This is a genomic window from Streptomyces sp. NBC_00310 (assembly GCF_036208085.1).
Lineage (GTDB): Bacteria > Actinomycetota > Actinomycetes > Streptomycetales > Streptomycetaceae > Streptomyces.
The window spans coordinates 1,293,544-1,307,796 of the sequence record NZ_CP130714.1; the positions used below are offsets into that span (position 1 = coordinate 1,293,544).

Below are 14,253 nucleotides of genomic sequence, written 5' to 3' on the forward strand. Positions count from 1 at the left end.
GGGAACGGGGGAAGCCGGTTGTTCGCGTCGCTCTCCGGGCGGTCTCCGTCGTCCGCGGGCCACCCGTACCATCCGCCAAGTCGGCCCGGAAACGGCCGCGTTCGGCACCGGAACGGTCGTCATCGATCACCTGCGGACCGCCGGTTGATCGTCACGACCGTTACGGCAGTAGGGTGACGCCGTGGCACCACGACCGTTGCATGAAATCGTCGAAGCGGGCTGGGCGAAGGCCCTGGAACCCGTGTCCGGGAAGATCGCCGAGATGGGCGACTTCCTGCGCGCTGAGATCGCCGCGGGACGCACCTACCTCCCCGCCGGATCCAACGTCCTACGGGCCTTCCAGCAGCCCTTCGACGAGGTCCGCGTCCTCATCGTCGGGCAGGACCCCTATCCGACACCGGGGCACGCGGTGGGGCTGTCCTTCTCGGTGGCCCCGGAGGTCCGGCCGCTGCCGGGCAGCCTGCTCAACATCTACCGGGAGCTGAACACCGACCTGGGGCTCTCCCAGCCGTCCAGCGGTGACCTGACGCCCTGGACCCGGCAGGGTGTGCTGCTGCTCAACAGGGCGCTCACCACGGCCCCGCGCAAGCCGGCCGCGCACCGGGGCAAGGGCTGGGAGGAGGTCACCGAGCAGGCGATACGAGCGCTGGCCGCGCGTGGTCGCCCCCTGGTGTCCATCCTCTGGGGCCGTGACGCCCGCAATCTCCGTCCGCTGCTCGGCGACCTGCCGTCCATCGAGTCCGCCCACCCCTCCCCCATGTCCGCCGACCGCGGCTTCTTCGGCTCCCGCCCCTTCAGCCGCGCCAACGACCTGCTGACCCGCCAGGGCGGCGCTCCCGTGGACTGGCGTCTGCCATGACGGGCGGCGCGCCCCCCGTCGTGCTCGCCGTGGACTCCGGTGGGTCCGGGCTGCGGGCGGTGCTGGCCCGGGGCACCGAGGTGCTCGGCGAGCCGGTCGCGTCCGGGGAGGCGGTGCGGACCGGCGCGCGCGGTATCGACGCCGGACATCTGCTGGAGCTGCTGCTCCCCCTGGCCCGGCGGTTGCTCGACGCCGCCGGCTGCGAGCGCCCGGCCGCGGTGGCCGTCGGCGCCGCCGGGTTCGCGACGCTCGGCGAGCAGCTGCGCGCCGAGCTGCCGTCGGCGCTGACGCGCGAGTTGGGGGTGGGCCGGGTCGCGCTGGTCGCCGACGCGGTCGCCGCGTACACCGGCGCCCTCGGCGCGCGGCCGGGCGCGGTGATCGTCGCCGGTACGGGGCTGATCGCGATCGGCACGGACCTGGACAGGTGGCGTCGGGCGGACGGCTGGGGCCATCTGCTCGGGGACTGCGGCGGCGGGGCCTGGATCGGGCGCGCCGGACTGGAGGCGGCGCTGCGGGCGTACGACGGGCGCACCGGCGGTTCGGCCCGGCTGCTGGCACGCGCCGAGGAGGTGTTCGGCCCGATGGACGGGCTTCCCGGCCGGGTCTACCCGAGGCCCGACCGTCCGGCGGTCCTCGCGTCCTTCGCGCCCGAGGTGGCCGCCCGCACCGGGGACGACCCGGTGGCGGCCGGCATCCTGCGCGAGGCGGCCCGGCACATGGCCGACGCGGCGGCCGCCGTCTGCCCGGCCTCGGGCGAGCCCCGAGTGGCCCTGACCGGCGGCCTGTTCAAGCTCGGCGACCCGCTCCTCGTCCCCCTGAGGGCGGAGTTGGCCAAGCGGCTGCCGCACGCGCCGCTGGTGCCGGCGGAAGGAGATCCGCTGGTCGGTGCCGTGCGGATCGCGGTCGCCTGGGCGGGTGGCGGACTCGGGTTGCCCTACGACGAGCGGATGTTGTACGCGGTGGCCGAAAAGTAGTACCTGAAACAGGGAGCAATCCAGCCTGTCGGACAAACATCACCGTGCACCCCCAAGAACACCGCTCAGCAGATAAATGCGGTATTGATCGGTCCTGATCGGCACGTAACTCATCAGACAAATCAGGACGGATACCGCTCACCTGCACCCTCCCCGAACAGGGGAGCCCAAGAAGCCAGTAACATGCGGCGCCATGAGTTCCCCCACTGGGCCCGCGTCCGGCCTGCCAGTACGAATGCCGCGACCCCGCCAGCCCGGGCGGCACCGCCGTCCCGAGCCGCTGGCGGCTCCCGAGGGCGCGCCCGCGCTCGTCCTCGCGGTGCCCGGCACGCCCAGCGCCGCCACGCGCAGCCTCGCCGAGGAGGTCGTGAGCATCGCGCGCTCCGAGCTGCCCGGCCTCGACGCCCGCATCGGCTACGTCGACGGCGGTGCCGACGAGTTCCCCACGCTGCAGTCCGTGCTCACGCGCGCCGCCGAGGAGCGCACCGCCCGATACGAGCAGGCGCGCGCCGCCGGCCTGGACGTCAAGGAGCCGGACGGCCCCGTCGCCGTCGTCGTGCCGCTGCTGGCCGGCCCGGACAGCGCGACGCTGCGCCAGGTCCGCCAGGCCGTCATGGAGAGCCGTATCGCGGCCGAGCTGACCGATGTCCTCGGCCCGCACCCGCTGCTCGCCGAGGCGCTGCACGTGCGCCTGTCCGAGGCCGGTCTGGCGCGTGCCGACCGGGCCCGGCTGTTCACCGTCGCCACCGCCGCGGACGGCATCGTCCTGGCCACCGTGGGCGGCGAGGAGGCCGTGCAGGCCGCCGGGATCACGGGCATGCTGCTCGCCGCGCGGCTCGCCGTGCCGGTGATGGCCGCCGCCCTCGACCAGGAGGGCTCGATCACCTCCGTGGCCGAGCAGCTGCGCTCCTCGGGCTCCCAGCAGCTGGCGCTCGCGCCGTACCTGATAGGGCCGGAGATCGACGCCGGTCTGATCGAGGCGGCCGCGACGGAGGCGGGCTGCTCCGCCGCCGACGCGCTCGGCCCCTACCCGGCGATCGGCAAGCTGGCGCTCGGCAAGTACACGACCGCACTCGGCATCGCGCCGCAGCAGCCGCAGGGCATGCCGGTCCGCTGAGCCCGGTGCACCGATCCCGGACCGCGACCCGTACGGCCGAGGGCCCGCTCCTCTCGCAGGAGCGGGCCCTCGGCCGTACGCGTGCCGCACCGCGCGGCCCACTGGCAGGGGTCCGGATCAGACGTCCAGGACGACGCAGGAGGCGGCGGGCGCCTCGATCGAACCGCCTCGTACCGGTACACCCGTGTCCGGGTCGACCGTGAACCAGGTGACGTCGCCCGAGCGCTCGTTGGCCACGTACAGCGTCCCGGCCGCGTAGGCGAGGGCGCGCGGCCAGTGGCCGCCGCAGGGCACGGTCGTGACCAGACGCAGCCCGTCCTCCACGACGGCGAGCACGGAGAGCACGTCCGTGCCACGGGTGGCCGTCCACACGAAACGCCCGTCGGGGGACACCACGACGCCCGAGGGGTACGCGTCGCCTTCCGGGGCGTTCTGGAGCACCGGGGTCTCTCCCAGCGCCTCCAGCGGCCCGTCAGGGGCGTTCCAGCGGCACACGGTGACCGTGGGGGCGAGTTCGTTCAGCACATAGACGTACGACCCGTCCGGCCCACCCGGGTGGAAGGCGAGGTGGCGCGGTCCCGAGCCCGGCGGCAGCGCCGTCTCGTGGCGCACGACGGGGACGCCGTCCTCCAGGGCGCACACCCGCACCGAGTCCGTGCCGAGGTCGACGGCGAGGAAGCGGCGGCCGCTCGGGGCGGGCAGCACCTGGTGGGCGTGCGGCTCCTGTTGGCGACGGGGGTCGGGCCCCGATCCGGTGTGCCGGAGTGTTCCGGACGCCGGGGCCGCGAGGGTGCCGTCGGGGCGCAGGGGGACGGCGGTGACGCCGCCGGAACCGTAGTCGGCGGTCAGCACATGGCCGGCGTGCAGACAGAGGTGGGTGGGACCGCCGCCGACCGCCACCGGGGGCCCGGTCAACTCGGGCTTGTCGCCGGTCACCCGGTAGGCGGCCACGGCGCCCTCGGGTCGCTCGCTGACCGCGTAGAGCGTGCCCCCGTCCGGTGAGAGGGCGAGGTGGGACGGGTCGGGGACGTCGTCCGCGCCGCCGAGGACGGTCAGCGCGCCGCTCCCCTCGTCCACGGCGGCGACGAGGACACCGAGGCCGCCCGCCGAGGTGAACGACCCGATGTAGGCCCGTCGTCTCCTGCCGTGTGTCGTCGTGGCTGGTGCCATCGTCCGTCCCCTCACCGGTGGCTCTTGTGCGGGCGAGGGTAGCAGTAGGTCTAGACCAGAGGGGTTGCGCCCCCGCCGCCCCTACCCGTCCCATCCCCCCAGGGGCCGACGCCCCTTCGACCCCGCACGCCATCGAGCTCGGGGGGTGGGGTGAGTTGGCGGGTGCGGGTTGGGTGTGGTTGCTCGCGCCGTTCCCCGCGCCCCTAAAGGCTCCGGGCGCCACCCATGCTTTTCAGCGGCGCGGGGAACTGCGCGACAGGACCCTGAGGTCAGGCGCGGGCCGGGGAGGAGCCGTGCAGGGGGTGGGCCAGTTCCGCCAGGGCCCCTTCCAGGGCATGGAGGTGGGCAAGGGCCTGGTCGGCGCGCGGGTGATGACCGGACGTGGCCGCGTGCGCCGGCGCGGGGCGCTCGGGCACCGCGCCGACCAGGGCCTCGACGGCCGACTCGACACGACGGCAGGCGGCGGTGAGACGGGCGTCGTGGGAGGCGTCCGGGTCGGCGGCGACGGCGGCGAGGCCGCGGGCCTCCCGGGCACAGTCGTCGAGCAGCGCGAGCACCCGGCGGGCCCGTTCCTTGCGCGGCAGCAGCGGGTTGAGCGGGTGGACCAGGGGCGCGAGGGACAGCCGTACGCGCCCCAGGAGCGCCTCCAACTCCGCCACGCGCGGCGCCGGGTCCGCGTCGGCGTCTCCCGCCAGGCGCAGGGCCGCCGTCGCGGTGCAGCCGTGCACCGCGTGCAGGGCCCGCCGCACCCATCGGTCGGTGACGGCGTCCGTGGTGACGGGGAGGACCAGCGCCACGGCGAGCGCGGCCCCGAGCGCGCCGACCCCGGTCTGCGCCAGGCGGAGGCCGAGCAGTGCCGGATCCAGGACGCCGAGGAGGCCGTAGAGCAGGCCCGCCATGACGGTGACGCAGAGCATCATCCAGGAGTACGACACGGCGGCCGTGTAGAAGATGCCGAACACGCAGACGGCGACCAGCGCGGCCGTGGGCGCCGGGGCGCCGTGCAGGGGGACGGCGACCAGGAGACCGACGAGGATGCCGGTGACCGTGCCGAGGACGCGCCGGAAGCCGCGGACCAGGGTCTCGCCGCGCGAGGTGGTGTTCACGAAGATCCACCAGGCGGTGCCGACGGCCCAGTACCAGCGTTCCTGCGAGAGGACCTGCCCGGCGGCCATCGCGAAGGCGCAGGCGGCGCTCGCCTGGAAGGCCTGGCGGGTGGTGACCCGGGCCAGTCCGCGGCCGTCGGCCGGGGCGGGGGCGGCCGTCGGCGCGGTGCGCCGTTCGATGCACCAGGCGCCGAAGCGCACGGCCGAGGACGCGGCCAGCGCCAGGGTCATCGCCGTGTACAGCTCGGGCAGCTGGCCGGGGACGGCGTGCAGGAACTGGGTGACGAAGAAGGTCATGAACGCGAAGATGCCGAGCGCGTGGCCGCGTGGTCCCCAGCGGCGGGCGTGGACGCCACAGAAGATCACGACGAGCCAGGTGGCGTCCCGCAGCGCCGGCATGTCGTGCAGCACCGTCGCGAGGGCCAGGACCGGGAAGCCCACCGCGGGCAGCAGCGCGGTGGTGACCGCCTGGCCGCGCACCGTCGGGTCGGCGACCGTAAACAGCGCGAGGAGCGCCGCGAGCCCGCCCGTGATCGAGGCGGTCAGCGTCAGCCCCGCCAGTTCCGACAGCGTCACCGCGAGGCCGATGCCGAGCACCGCCCGCAGCGAGACCCGCAGCCGCAGCAGCCCCGGGTCCGGAGCCATGAACATCCTCTTCACCGCCGGCCGCCCGCCCCTCTCCCGTTCAGCTTCGGCCCGCACGGGCCCTTCGCGTTCGCCCACGCCGCGCCGGCATGGAAATGGCGCCGCGGGCACGGACCGGCCTCATTGCCGTCCTGCGCTGCGCGGCGCCATCGATGGTCAGTAGGAAAGCACCAGAGGAGCTGATGGCTCAACCGGCACCCGAATCACTGAGCCATTGGTACAGTTTTCCATGATCACCGAATGCCAGAGGGAGGCCAACGGACCATGGCCGTCGACGAGCTCGACACCCGCATCCTGCGGCTGCTGCTGGACCAGCCGCGCACCAGCGTGCGTGAGTACGCCCGCATCCTCGGCGTCGCCCGGGGCACCCTCCAGGCCCGCCTCGACCGGCTGGAACGCGACGGTGTGATCACCGGCACGAGCCCGTCACTCTCCCCCGCCGCGCTCGGCCACCCGGTGCTCGCCTTCGTGCACATCGAGGTGACCCAGGGGCACCTGGACGACGTGGGCGACGCGCTGGCGGCCGTACCGGAGATCATCGAGGCGTTCTCGATCACGGGCGGCGGCGATCTCCTGACCCGGGTCGTGGCCCGGGACAACGCGCACCTGGAGGACGTCATCCAGGCGCTGATCAGCCTGCCGGGCGTCGTGCGCACGCGCACGGAGGTGGCGCTCAGGGAGCGCGTGCCGTACCGGCTGTCGCCGCTGGTCGAGTCGATCGGCTCGGCGGCGGGCAGACCGGCGAGGAACTGACCGATGGCATCCTGGCGTTCATGAGCACCATCCGCGGCACCACGGTCATCTTCGATCTCGACGGAACGCTCGTGGACAGCGAGCCGAACTACTACGAGGCGAGCCAGCCCGACGTGATCCTCATGATGAGCAAGGGACTCGAGTCGGTCGGCGGTGTCGACGGGCTCGTGGAGATTCCCGGCATCAGGGAGACCCCGGCCGGGATGGACCGCCGGGTGGTGGACCTGGAGGACGGGGTGCTGCTCAGCTTCGGGCCGCGTACGCCGCTGGTGATCGATGTCTTGGTGGAGCGGTTGCATCGGGGCTGACGGCGGGTTGGGGCTGTGTGGTGGCCGCGGGTGGGTGGGGGCTGGTCGCGCGGTTCCCCGCGCCCCTGACAAGCAGGGGCTGCGCCCCGTGCTTGTCGGCCCGCGGGGCCGTCGTCTTCAGAGGCGCGGGGAACCGCGCGAGAAGCCCCAACCACCCGCACCCGGCAACCCGCCTTCGAGCTCAGCGGGCCTCCTCGTATCTCACGTGTCGAAGTCGACCGTCAGAGTCTCCGAGACCGGGAACGACTGGCAGGTCAGGACATAGCCCGCGTCGACCTCGGCCGGTTCGAGCGCGAAATTGCGGCGCATGTCGGCCTTGCCGTCGGTGACCAGGGCCCGGCAGGTGCCGCAGACACCGCCCTTGCAGGCGAAGGGCAGGTCGGGGCGGGTGCGTTGGGCGCCGTCGAGGATGCTGCGCTCGCGGGAGAGCGCGGCGGTCGTGGAGCGGCCGTCGAGGGTGACGGTGACCTCGCTGACGGGCCCCTCGACGGCGGCCTCCTCGTGCCGGACCTCCCGTACGGGTTCGTCGTCGGCGTAGAACAGCTCCTGGTGGACGCGGCCGGCGGGCACACCGAGTCCGGCCAGGACCCGCTGGGCGTCGCGGACCATGCCGTGCGGGCCGCACAGCCACCAGTGGTCCGCCGTGTCGACGTCGACCAGGGAGTCGATCAGCGCCGAGAGCCGATCGGCGTCGAGGCGGCCCGAGAGCACCTCGGCCTCGCGGGGTTCACGGGACAGGACGTGGGCGAGCTGGAAGCGGGCCGGGTACAGGTCCTTCAGGTCGGCCAGTTCGTCGGCGAACATCACCGTGCCGCTGCGGCGGTTGCCGTAGAAGAGGGTCACGGTCGAACGGGGGTCGGCGGCCAGCACCGACTCGGCGATGGAGACCATGGGGGTGATGCCGGAGCCCGCCGCGATCAGCACATGGTGGCCGGAGGTGCCCAGGTCGGGGGTGAAGAACCCGGTGGGGCCCATGACCTCGACGGTGTCGCCGGGCCGTACGTCCTCGACGAGCCACGAGGAGAACAGTCCGCCCGGCACCACCCGCACCCCGATACGCGGCGCCGAACCGGCCGGGGAGCAGATGGAGTACGAGCGCCGCTCGTCGCGTCCTTCGATCTCCCGCCGCAACGTCAGCGACTGCCCGGGCACGAACGCGAACTCCTGCGCCAGTTCCGCCGGAATCTCGAACCCGACGGCGACGGCGTCCTCGCAGAGCGGCTGTACGCCGGCGACGCGGAGGCGGTGGAAGGCGGGGCGGCGACGCGGGCGCACCGCCGCGGCGAGAGTGGCGTGGGCCGAGCCCGGACCGCCGGAGGCGGCCGGGGCGGAGACATCGGATGCGGTTGAGGCGGTGGGGGCCGCAGCGGCGGAGGTGGCCCGGCCTTCCGACGCGACCGCCGGTTCCCCCCGCAGGCCTCCCGTCGGTTCTTCCTTGAGGCCCTTCATCAGATCTCCTTGACGTGCTCGAACGGCTCGCGGCAGGTGCGGCAGCGCCACAGGGACTTGCAGGACGTGGCGGCGAAGCGGGAGGTCTCCTCGGTGTCCGCCGAGCCGCAGCGGGGGCAGCCGACCGACCGCCGGGTGGGTGACAGCAGGAGGGGGACCGCGCCTCGGGGTGCCGTGCCGGGTGGAGCGATGCCGTGTTCCGTCAGCTTGCGGCGGCCCGTGTCGGTGATCCAGTCGGTGGTCCACGGCGGGTACAGGACCGTGCGGATCTCCACCTGCGCGTAGCCGGCCGCGCGCAGCCGGGCCGCCACGTCGGCGCGCATCTCGGCCATGGCCGGGCAGCCGGAGTAGGTCGGGGTCAGGCTCGCGACCACCGTGCCGTCCTCGGTCAGCTCGACGTCCCGCAGGACGCCGAGGTCGGCGAGGGTCAGCATGGGCAGCTCGGGGTCCGGCACCTGCTCGGCGATGTACCGGGCGCGCCGCGCCTCGGTCGCCGTGGTCACCATGTCGCCTCCGGGTGGGCGCGGGCCACGCTCTGCAACTCGGCGAGCAGCGGCGCCAGATGCTCGGTGTGGTCGCCGCCGCGGCCGGCGCCCGGGAGCGGCCGGTACACCGGCATGGGCAGCCCGGCCGTCTCGGTGACCTGGCGGAGCACGGCGGCGACCTCGTCCCGTACGTCGCAGGCGGTGAACAGCTCACCGAAGTACGGGGCGACCTGCTCCATGGCCCTGCGGACGCGCCGGTGCGACTCCTCCGTGCCGTCCCCCAGCCGCACGGCCCACTCGGCGGCGTACTGCCGGTGGTACGTCAGCTCCTTGACGCCCTTCGCCGCGATCGCCGCGAGCACCGGGTCCGGGTGCGCGACCAGCCGCTCGAAGTGCGCGAGGCGCCAGCTGGACAGGACCAGCAGCCGCACGATCGAGAACGCGAAGTCACCGCCCGGGAGTTCGGCGAGGCGGACGTTGCGGAAGTCCTCCGGGTCGCGGAAGTAGGCGTACGCGTCCTCGCCGCGCCCCGTGCCGTCGACCTGCCCGGCGCGGGAGTACAGCAGGCGGGCCTGGCCGAGGAGGTCGAGGCCGATGTTGGCGAGGGCGACCTCCTCCTCCAGCTCGGGCGCGCGAGTGGTCCACTCGGCGAGTCGCTGGGCGGAGACCAGGGCGTCGTCGCCGAGGGCCACGCAGACGGCGGCCAGTTCACCGGCGTCGACGCCCTCGGGCACCGTGGTGTCCACGCCGTGCAGGGGGTCCTCGAAGCCGGTGCCGTACGCCCAGCGCGCGTCGTCCTCGTGTCCCTCGGCGAGGGTCAGGTAGACGTGGTCGTCACTCATACCCTGCTCCTCAGATGTGCGGGACGTCGTCGGGGATGTCGTAGAAGGTGGGGTGGCGGTACACCTTGTCGGCGCTGGGCTCGAAGAAGGGGTCCTTCTCGTCGCGGGTGGAGGCGGCGATGTGCTCGGAGCGCACGACCCAGAGGGAGACGCCCTCGTTGCGGCGGGTGTAGAGGTCGCGGGCGTGGGTGAGGGCCATCTGGTCGTCGGCGGCGTGCAGCGAGCCCACGTGGACGTGGTTCAGGCCGCGCTTGCCGCGGACGAACACCTCGTACAGCGGCCAGTCGCCCTTGTTCGTGCCGGTCATGCCGCCGTCCCCTTCCGGGCTCGCTCGCTCTGCCTGGCCGCGTGGGCGGTGGCCGCCTCGCGCACCCAGGCGCCTTCCTCGTGGGCGGTCCGCCGCCGTTCCATCCGCTGGTCGTTGCACGGCCCGTCGCCGGTGATCACGCGCTTCAGCTCGCCCCAGTCGGGGGTGCCGAAGTCGTGCCGGCCACGCTCCTCGTTCCACCGCAGCTCCGGGTCGGGGAGCGTCACGCCGAGCTTCTCGGCCTGCGGGACGGTCATGTCCACGAACCGCTGCCGCAACTCGTCGTTGCTGTGCCGCTTGATCTTCCAGGCCATCGACTGCGCGGAGTTGGGCGAGGCGTCGTCGGGCGGGCCGAACATCATCAGCGAGGGCCACCACCAGCGGTTCACCGCGTCCTGCACCATCTCGCGCTGAGCGTCGGTGCCGCGCATCATCGTCAGCAGCAGTTCGTACCCCTGCCGCTGGTGGAACGACTCCTCCTTGCAGATCCGCACCATCGCGCGCGCGTACGGCCCGTACGAACTCCGGCACAGCGGGACCTGGTTGCAGATCGCCGCACCGTCCACGAACCAGCCGATGACCCCCACGTCGGCGAAGCTCGCCGTCGGGTAGTTGAAGATCGACGAGTACTTCTGACGGCCCTCGATCAGGCGCCGGGTCAGGTCCGCGCGGTCCGCGCCGAGGGTCTCGGCCGCCGAGTACAGGTACAGCCCGTGGCCCGCCTCGTCCTGGACCTTCGCGAAGAGGATCGCCTTGCGGCGCAGCGAGGGCGCCTTGGTGATCCACTCGCCCTCCGGCTGCATGCCGATGATCTCCGAGTGCGCGTGCTGCGCGATCTGCCGGACGAGCGTCCTGCGATAGCCCTCCGGCATCCAGTCGCGCGGCTCGATCCGCTGGTCCCGCGCGATCGTCGCGTCGAAGTGCTCCTGCAGCGCGTCCTGGGTGTCCGGGGTCCCCTCGGCGTCCTGGGACGGCGCCCCGGCGGAGTCTGTCGTCGTCATCGAAACCAGCTTCCCAACCGACCATTCGTTCGGTACCAGTGTGACGCGATTCGCGCGGACGGGCAAGACCCGCACGCCCCTCCCGCGATCAGCACCTTCTTGACAGGCGGCGACCCCGCTGGATTTCATGAGGTGACGCACAGCAACCGAATGGTCGGTCGGCTCACGGGGTCGTGGGCACGAAGGAGTCGCGATGAGCAGCCTGGGCGATCCGCTCCCCCACGACCTGCTGGACGACGGCGAGCGCCTCACCCAGGAGCAACTGCGGGAGCTCCAACTCGACCGGCTGCGGGCGACCTTGCGGCACGCGTACGACAACGTGGAGCTGTACCGGAAGAAGTTCGACGCGGCCGGGGTCGGCCCCGGCGACTGCCGCTCCCTCGACGACCTGGACCGGTTCCCCTTCACCACGAAGGCCGACCTGCGGGACACCTACCCCTACGGCATGTTCGCCGTCCCCATGTCCGACGTACGACGCGTCCACGCCTCCAGCGGCACCACCGGGCGCCCCACGGTCGTCGGCTACACGGAGAACGACCTCGCCCTGTGGGCGGACGTGGTCGCCCGCTCGATCCGGGCCGCCGGCGGGCGCCCCGGACACAAGGTGCACATCTCCTACGGCTACGGCCTGTTCACCGGCGGCCTCGGCGCGCACTACGGGGCCGAGCGCGCGGGATGCACGGTGATCCCGGCCTCCGGCGGCATGACGGCCCGCCAGGTGCGGCTGATCCAGGACTTCCGCCCCGAGATCATCATGGTCACCCCCTCCTACATGCTGACGCTGCTCGACGAGTTCGAGAAGCAGGGCGTGGACCCGCGCTCCACGTCCCTCCGGGTGGGCATCTTCGGGGCCGAGCCGTGGACGGAGGAGATGCGCCGGGAGATCGAGGAGCGGACGGGTCTCCACGCCGTCGACATATACGGACTGTCGGAGGTGATCGGCCCGGGTGTCGCGCAGGAGTGCGTGGAGACCAAGGACGGCCTGCACATCTGGGAGGACCACTTCTACCCCGAGGTGGTCGATCCGCTCACGGACACGGTCCTCCCCGAGGGCGAGGAGGGCGAGATCGTCTTCACCTCCCTCACCAAGGAGGCCCTGCCGGTCATCCGCTACCGCACCCGCGACCTGACCCGGCTGCTGCCCGGCACCGCCCGCCCCGCCTTCCGCCGGATGCGCAAGGTCACCGGCCGCTGCGACGACATGATCATCCTGCGCGGCGTGAACCTCTTCCCCAGCCAGATCGAGGAGATCGTGCTGCGCACGCCGGCCGTGGCCCCGCACTTCCAGATCCAGCTGACGCGACGTGGCCGCATGGACCACATGACGGTCAGGGTCGAGGCACGGGCGGGGACGGCCCCCGACCAGCGGGAGGCGGCGGCCACGGTGATCACCCAGGCGGTCAAGGACGGTGTGGGCGTCACGGTGGAGGTGACGATCGTCGATCCGGAGACCCTGGAGCGCTCGGTCGGCAAACTCAAGCGGGTCAAGGACCTCCGCGACGCCGAGATCTGACGACCGGGCAGCACACCGACCAGGTCAGGGACGCGGGGAACGGCGCGACCGGCCACCGACGGCCCGCGGTCGGCAGGCCGACGGCAAGCGGAACGGCGCTCTCCCCTCGTGCGGCGCCGCTGCGCCGCGCTCAGAGCCCTCGATGCACAACATGCCCACCCGTCACGGTCAGCAGCACCGGCGCATCGGCGACCTCGTCCGCGGGCGCCTCCACGGGGTCGAGCCCCAAGGCGGTGAGATCAGCCCGCAGCCCCGGGGCGATACGGCCGACGACATCCCCCTCGCCCGCCGCGAGCGCCGCATGGCTGGTGCAGCCCTCCAGCGCCTGCACCCCCGTGAGTCCCGCCCCCGAGGACGCCGCGCCCTTCGGCTCCCTGGCCGTCGCCAGCACGACCCGCGCGTCGTAGTGGGCGATCGGCCAGTCCGACCCGAGCGCGACCACCGCACCCGCGTCCCGCAGATCACGCAGCCGCCACGCCCGCACGGCCCGCTCCTCACCGAGCCGCACCGACCACTCGTCGGACAGATCGGCCCGGGTGAAGTCGGTGTGCGGCGGCTGCATGGACGCGATGACCCCCACCTCGGCGAACCGCGCCACCAGCTCGTCCGGCACCGACTCGACGTGCTCCACGCGATGCGCGAGCCGCCCGCCGGGCCCCAGGGAGGCGACGGTGTCGAGAACGTGGCGTACGGCGGCGTCCCCGATGGCGTGTGTCGCCGTACGCACCCCGGCGTGGTGCAGCCGCCGTACGGCTTCGCCGTACGCCGCCGGGTCGGGCCAGAACGCGTCGGTGCCCTGGCCGTGGCAGTCGGGATGGTCGAGCCAGGCGGTGCCGCCCTCGACCGTGCCATCCATGAAGAACTTCACCCCGCCGACCCGCCAGTGCCGTCCTCCCCGGCCCTGGAGCGCGACGAGTTCCGCCAGGTCGTCCGCGTCGGCGCCGGGCATGCACCAGGGTGCGAAGCGCAGCCGCAGCGGCAGTACCGACTCCTCGGCGACCTCGCCCACCAGGTCGAGGTCGCCGAGGTCCATGACATGGGCGCCGGTGAGGCCGGTGGCCGCCATGCCGTCCAGCAACTCCGCCAGCCGGGCGCGTCGTTCGGCGTAGGACGGCCGGGGCATGACGGGCTGGAGGAGCTCCATGGCGGCGTGTTCGACGAGGTGGCCGGTCAGCCGCCCGTCGGTGTCGACGGCGATGTGCGACCGCTGGGCGAAGGCGCGCGGCCCGGTGATGCCGGCGGCCTTCAGCGCGGCCCCGCTGACGAGGGCGGAGTGGCCGTCGTACAGGCGCAGGAAGGCGGGGGCGCCCTCCAGGACGTCCTCGACGAGGGCACGGTCGATGGTCCGGCCGCCGAAGGCGTTGTGGTCCAGTCCGTAGCCGATGACCCAGCCGTCGACGCGTCGCCCCGAGGTGAGCGCGGCGCGCAGTCCGTCGAGGTCGGTCACGGCGGTGAGGTCGATGCCGGTGGCCATGTCCAGGCCCCACACGGGGTGGCTGTGGCCGTCCGCCAGGCCGGGCACCAGCCGGCCGCCGCCCAGGTCCACCACCTCCGTGCCCCGCCCGCGCCAGTCCCGTACGTCCGAGGCCTCACCGACGGCGGCGATCAGCCCGTCGCGGACGGCGACCGCGGTGGCGTACGGCCGTCGCGGGTCGAGGGTGCGGACGTGGGTGCCGGTGATGACGAGGTCGGCGGTGGGCATGGAGAGGTCTCCTCCGGTGGTG

At 73.3% G+C, this 14,253-nt stretch carries 13 protein-coding genes and 1 pseudogene; 6 read left to right on the forward strand and 8 right to left on the reverse strand.

What is annotated here, in order from left to right; all coding sequences use genetic code 11:
* The first annotated feature begins 181 nt into the window (after window positions 1–181).
* The 3 genes from OG202_RS05700 to OG202_RS05710 all read left to right on the forward strand — a co-directional run bounded on the left by OG202_RS05700 (window position 182) and on the right by OG202_RS05710 (window position 2,950).
* Window positions 182–859, forward strand: a complete 678-nt coding sequence (locus OG202_RS05700; protein ID WP_327731106.1) for a uracil-DNA glycosylase — start codon at window positions 182–184, stop codon at window positions 857–859.
* Window positions 856–1,833, forward strand: coding sequence for an N-acetylglucosamine kinase (locus OG202_RS05705; RefSeq protein WP_328222390.1), 978 nt, complete (start codon window positions 856–858; stop codon window positions 1,831–1,833). The genes OG202_RS05700 and OG202_RS05705 overlap by 4 nt, the downstream gene beginning before the upstream one ends.
* Window positions 1,834–2,026: 193 nt before the next feature.
* Window positions 2,027–2,950 carry a sirohydrochlorin chelatase gene (locus OG202_RS05710; RefSeq protein ID WP_326584853.1) on the forward strand — a complete coding sequence of 308 codons (924 nt, stop codon included), beginning with the start codon at window positions 2,027–2,029 and terminating at the stop codon, window positions 2,948–2,950.
* 117 nt (window positions 2,951–3,067) lie between these two features.
* Here OG202_RS05710 and OG202_RS05715 read toward each other — a convergent pair whose 3' ends face one another.
* Window positions 3,068–4,120, reverse strand: a complete 1,053-nt coding sequence (locus tag OG202_RS05715; RefSeq protein ID WP_327731104.1) for a lactonase family protein — start codon at window positions 4,118–4,120, stop codon at window positions 3,068–3,070.
* 269 nt (window positions 4,121–4,389) lie between these two features.
* Window positions 4,390–5,877, reverse strand: a complete 1,488-nt coding sequence (locus tag OG202_RS05720; RefSeq protein WP_327731103.1) for an FUSC family protein — start codon at window positions 5,875–5,877, stop codon at window positions 4,390–4,392.
* Between the two features lie 258 nt (window positions 5,878–6,135).
* On the opposite strand from OG202_RS05720, the gene OG202_RS05725 reads away from it, so the two are divergent.
* Window positions 6,136–6,624 carry an Lrp/AsnC family transcriptional regulator gene (locus tag OG202_RS05725; RefSeq protein WP_326584850.1) on the forward strand — a complete coding sequence of 163 codons (489 nt, stop codon included), beginning with the start codon at window positions 6,136–6,138 and terminating at the stop codon, window positions 6,622–6,624.
* Between the two features lie 101 nt (window positions 6,625–6,725).
* A pseudogene (locus OG202_RS05730) lies at window positions 6,726–6,932 on the forward strand (ABC transporter substrate-binding protein); the annotation flags it as partial.
* Between the two features lie 201 nt (window positions 6,933–7,133).
* On the opposite strand, the gene paaE reads toward OG202_RS05730, so the two are convergent.
* Genes paaE through paaA form a run of 5 tightly spaced genes read right to left on the reverse strand, consistent with a single transcriptional unit; the run spans window position 7,134 to window position 11,016 of the window.
* The gene (paaE, locus tag OG202_RS05735) at window positions 7,134–8,381 is read right to left on the reverse strand and encodes a 1,2-phenylacetyl-CoA epoxidase subunit PaaE (protein WP_328222393.1); all 1,248 of its coding nucleotides are present in this window, start codon (window positions 8,379–8,381) and stop codon (window positions 7,134–7,136) included.
* Window positions 8,381–8,887: a 1,2-phenylacetyl-CoA epoxidase subunit PaaD gene (gene paaD, locus OG202_RS05740; protein WP_328222394.1), complete on the reverse strand. Its 507-nt coding sequence runs from the start codon at window positions 8,885–8,887 to the stop codon at window positions 8,381–8,383. Before paaD ends, paaE begins: the two co-directional genes overlap by 1 nt.
* On the reverse strand, window positions 8,881–9,708 hold the full coding sequence (gene paaC / locus OG202_RS05745) for a 1,2-phenylacetyl-CoA epoxidase subunit PaaC (protein ID WP_326584841.1): 828 nt from the start codon (window positions 9,706–9,708) through the stop codon (window positions 8,881–8,883). Before paaC ends, paaD begins: the two co-directional genes overlap by 7 nt.
* 10 nt (window positions 9,709–9,718) lie before the next feature.
* Entirely contained in the window at window positions 9,719–10,015 is a 297-nt protein-coding gene (gene paaB / locus OG202_RS05750) for a 1,2-phenylacetyl-CoA epoxidase subunit PaaB (protein WP_086785833.1), read from the reverse strand.
* Entirely contained in the window at window positions 10,012–11,016 is a 1,005-nt protein-coding gene (gene paaA, locus OG202_RS05755) for a 1,2-phenylacetyl-CoA epoxidase subunit PaaA (protein ID WP_328222395.1), read from the reverse strand. The genes paaB and paaA overlap by 4 nt, the downstream gene beginning before the upstream one ends.
* Before the next feature lie 193 nt (window positions 11,017–11,209).
* On the opposite strand from paaA, the gene paaK reads away from it, so the two are divergent.
* Window positions 11,210–12,529 (forward strand): phenylacetate--CoA ligase PaaK, encoded by a 1,320-nt coding sequence (paaK, locus tag OG202_RS05760; protein ID WP_328222397.1) that lies wholly within the window; start codon window positions 11,210–11,212, stop codon window positions 12,527–12,529.
* A gap of 130 nt (window positions 12,530–12,659) precedes the next feature.
* Here the strand turns inward: paaK and OG202_RS05765 are convergent, their stop codons facing one another.
* Window positions 12,660–14,231, reverse strand: coding sequence for an amidohydrolase (locus tag OG202_RS05765; protein ID WP_328222398.1), 1,572 nt, complete (start codon window positions 14,229–14,231; stop codon window positions 12,660–12,662).
* Between the last annotated feature and the right edge of the window lie 22 nt (window positions 14,232–14,253).